A 4027-nucleotide genomic window follows, 5' to 3' on the forward strand; every position below is an offset into this window, starting at 1 on the left:
GGATTAGATTCCGGATTACGGATCAATCCGCCGCGAATATCACGGAACAGGCGGAAGATATTATCTCCATAAAAATCGAAACTTATCCTGTTTCCATCCTTACAAATAACTTCAACCGTTGTGGAATTAAGCTTTTTAATACCTGTTACCTCTACACTCTGAGACCTGACTGTCAGTGATACGCACGCCACTGCAGTCAGCATAATTAATAATTTGATCGTTTTTTGCATAAAAGATTTGTTTTGTGCGACAAATATAGACCAATAATAGGGGAATCAGGAACAATCAGGGTATAATAAATATCTCTTTATATAAATGTAGCATCTTATAAGTATATAGCCCCACTCAAATACCTATTAAAAGAAAACGGTATTTATGTCACACATTGTAAGTATTAAATCTCTTTCATAAATTTTGCAAATAAAGATAATTACCTTATATTTGTAATGATTACCTATATATGGTAATCGTGATAAATTGAGGTAATTATATGAAGAGAATTCAAAAATTTCTACAGGAAACAGTTGGCTTATCTGCAAATCTGGAAAAACTTCCCGACTCGCAGTTGAAAAAGTTACCCATGTATCTGGAATATGGTTACAACTATTATTTGCTTACGGTAGAGGGGCATCAATTGGTGCTTGCCTATGTTGATGAGAATCTTAAAACAGCTGGGCAGTTAAAAAAGCAATCACAAGCAATGTCCAATCTATTGAACTTGCCGGTTGCCTTTGTGATGGACAACCAAAGCTCTCAATTGAAACGACGGTTGATTCAGGAGAAAATTGGCTTTATAGTTCCTGAAAGTCAAGTATACCTGCCGCAATTTCTAATAAGCTTGACGGAAAATGCAAGGCCTGTACATTCTTTTCCAGAACTCCTGTCGCCATCTGCGCAACTATTGTTGTTGTATCATTTACAAAAAGAATATTTAGAGCCATTCTCATTGAAAGAGATAGCCCAGAAACTGGATTATACACCTAAAACAATAACAAAGATCGCTGCCGAACTAAAGTCTAAAAATCTTTGTCAGATCATTGGCACTAAAGAAAAGCGCTTGGTATTTATAGTAGACAGAAAACAGTTATGGACAATGGCAGAACCCCAAATGCAACAACCAATCAGCAAAGTGTTTTTTGCCGACTCAAAAGATAAAGTAAAATTTTGTCAATCGGGCGATGCTGCTCTGGCTCACTACACTTTCCTCGCAGAAACTGGGAAAGAGGCTTACGCTATCTATAAACCCGAATTTGAAGAACTAAAAGAAAAAAAATATTGGGAATATATAGACGAATTAGAAGGCGATGTACGTATCGAAGTGTGGAAATACAACCCTCGCATATTGAGCATTAACGGATATATAGACCCACTATCGCTCTATCTGTGCTATAGGGAAGATACCAATGAACGGGTGGCAGCAGAAATAAATGAGTTAATACATAATAGAAAATGGTAAAAGGATTAGTGAAATTCAGAATATATTTCAAGGATTTTGCAGACAACTATGTTATTATAGGAGGAACAGCCTGTAACGAATTAGTGGCGGATAAAGACTTGAATCCCCGTGCAACGAAAGATATTGATGCTATTCTTGTTGTAGAAGCATTGAATGAATCTTTTGTTAATCGCTTTTGGGAGTTTGTGCGGGCAGGACAGTATGAATTGTGGGAAACATCCTCCGGTAAAACCCAATTTTATCGTTTCATCAAGCCAAAGGCAGAAGGTTTTCCTTTACAGGTAGAACTGTTTTCGAGAGTGCCTGATATGATTAAAGTGCCTAAAGGAGTACACCTCATACCGATTCCTATTGGTGAAGATCTGTCGAGTTTCTCTGCTATTTTAATGGACGAAGAGTACTATTATTATGCTGTACAGCATACTATTCTGTTGAATGATTTAAATTTTATTGATAGGGAAGCTGTCGTATTGCTAAAAGCGAAAGCGTATATTAACAATTCTGTACGTAAAACAAATGGCGAACAAGTGCGAAGCGAAGATATATCGAAGCACAAAAACGATGTGTTCCGTATTGCTACAACTTTTACCGATAGTGATACGTACGAAATTTCTGAAACTCTGAAAACGGATTTAAGGTTGTTTTTGGAGATGGTCGGGAAAGACGGTATAGGAACAGCAGGTTTATGCAAAGATTTAGGTTTACGAAACGAAATCACCATTGAAGTATTTACCGAAAGAATCAAAAAAACATTTGGATTATGAAGATTCAATACGCATCCGATTTACATTTGGAGTTTTCACAAAACTCAAAATATTTGAAAGAAAATCGATTATCGGTAAAAGGTGATATTCTTTTATTGGCGGGTGATATTAGTTATATTGGTGACAGGAGGTTAAACAAAAATCCTTTTTGGGATTGGGCAGCGGACAATTTTGAGCAGACATTTATTGTTCCCGGAAATCATGAATACTATGGGGGCTATGAATTGGCAAATACGTTGGATAACTTTACGGAAGCAATTCGCCCGAATGTCAGTTATCGCAATAATCAGTCGCTTGTGATTGCTGATATAGAACTCTTTTTTACCACACTATGGTCACCCGTTCCTCCAGATAAAGCTTGGGGAGTTGAAATGGGTATGGCAGATTGCAGACGGATAGTGTACAATGGAAAGAAGTTTGGTGCGGAGCACTACAATGAAATCCATGCATATTGTCTGACTTATCTGCAAAATGCTTTGCAGCAAAGTAAGTCAACAAAGAAAATTGTAATGACACATCATGTGCCAACCGAACTCTGCAACATTGAACAGTACAAAAACAGTCCGTTGAATAGGGCTTTCGTTGTCGAGTTACATGATTTTATTTTTGATAATGAAATAGACTTCTGGCTCTACGGTCATTCACATGCCAATGTGAATGAAGTCGACATCAATGGCACAAAAATGCTTTGTAATCAATTGGGATACGTTCATCACGGCGAACACGCGTCGTTTAATCCTGAAGTTTTTTTTGAAGTTTAGCATACCAAACTTTTGTCCAAAAGATACTTCCATCTGTTCGTGCTTTATTGCGCGAAGAATGGTTCTATGTCTAGTCTAAAAGTATTATTTGTCATCTTTTGGAGGTATAACCTGTATTATTTTATCGAATAGCTGTGACTTTGTGATGTATATTTCGTTCTCAGGATGCTTTGTTTCCTCAAACTCAATTAATCCGAAATGAAGCATAAACCGCTCAAATGTACGTAGCGAAAAGCAACGAGCTCCTTGTTCCTTGATGGTGCTATAGTTAGAATCAAAACCTTTTAGTAAATCTGGGAATGCTTTGAAATACTTCTCCGCATAGAATTTATAAGAGCGTTTTTCAATCCCGTATTTCGACAACAAAATAAAGCTAAACCCACTTGCCATCCCTCCAATAGATTCATTCTCGTAGCCATCAAAGTAGGCAAAATTGAATTTATTGGTAAAAGTCATAAGCAGCTCTTCAAACAGCTTCTGATTATTTTTAGCAATCATCTCTCCGGATTTGGTAAAAGTCATCACACCTTTTTGCTCTTTTATTATTTTCATAAGTTTAAGTAAGATATGAGTGAGGACTACAGATTGCGAATCGCCTTCCTTCCTTAGTTTTGAATACCCCTCTTCAATCATCCAATCACGCACACCTAATTCATACATCTCTTTGACAAACTTAGGAGGTATTGCTTTTGTAGAAGTTAGTTTGATTTTACCCTCCCTATGTAAAACATCGGTTATGTATTTAATCTGACAAAATAGAGGAATAGCATTGAAATCCTGTTCAGATAACTCTCGCATCTGAACAGGAGAATTCTCATTCCACAATCCATGAATAATTGCAAACATTTCAGTTGATGAATAACCCTCAAACTGAGGCAATCCGGTATTGTTAAGTTTCTGCATAAACTCACCAATCCATTGATTGAGTACTTCAAGAGATGGTGCCGGACCGTATTTTTTTTCACATTCCGTGATGTGTTTTTGTAGCTCTTCGTTTATCATAATAAAATTCAATTTATTTTCTTTATGTCGGATATGTTATAGTT

General features: G+C 36.7%; 5 protein-coding genes. 3 read left to right on the top strand and 2 right to left on the bottom strand.

The window, feature by feature from the left end; genetic code table 11:
* Positions 1 to 230: hypothetical protein (locus AB7E53_RS13690; protein WP_446776293.1), on the bottom strand; the 230-nt coding region annotated here is incomplete at its 3' end.
* A gap of 260 nt (positions 231 to 490) precedes the next feature.
* Here AB7E53_RS13690 and AB7E53_RS13695 point away from each other — a divergent pair.
* Genes AB7E53_RS13695 through AB7E53_RS13705 form a run of 3 tightly spaced genes read left to right on the top strand, consistent with a single transcriptional unit; the run spans position 491 to position 2981 of the window.
* Positions 491 to 1456, top strand: coding sequence for a hypothetical protein (locus AB7E53_RS13695; protein ID WP_079683457.1), 966 nt, complete (start codon positions 491 to 493; stop codon positions 1454 to 1456).
* Positions 1450 to 2220 (top strand): hypothetical protein, encoded by a 771-nt coding sequence (locus AB7E53_RS13700; protein WP_446776295.1) that lies wholly within the window; start codon positions 1450 to 1452, stop codon positions 2218 to 2220. The genes AB7E53_RS13695 and AB7E53_RS13700 overlap by 7 nt, the downstream gene beginning before the upstream one ends.
* Entirely contained in the window at positions 2217 to 2981 is a 765-nt protein-coding gene (locus AB7E53_RS13705) for a metallophosphoesterase (RefSeq protein WP_350455892.1), read from the top strand. The genes AB7E53_RS13700 and AB7E53_RS13705 overlap by 4 nt, the downstream gene beginning before the upstream one ends.
* Before the next feature lie 84 nt (positions 2982 to 3065).
* Here AB7E53_RS13705 and AB7E53_RS13710 read toward each other — a convergent pair whose 3' ends face one another.
* Complete coding sequence (locus AB7E53_RS13710) at positions 3066 to 3983, bottom strand: hypothetical protein (RefSeq protein ID WP_420814892.1); 918 nt, start codon at positions 3981 to 3983, stop codon at positions 3066 to 3068.
* Positions 3984 to 4027: the final 44 nt, after the last annotated feature.

Origin of the sequence: Macellibacteroides sp. (assembly GCF_050251695.1) — a bacterium.
Classification (GTDB): Bacteria; Bacteroidota; Bacteroidia; order Bacteroidales; family Tannerellaceae; genus Macellibacteroides; species Macellibacteroides fermentans.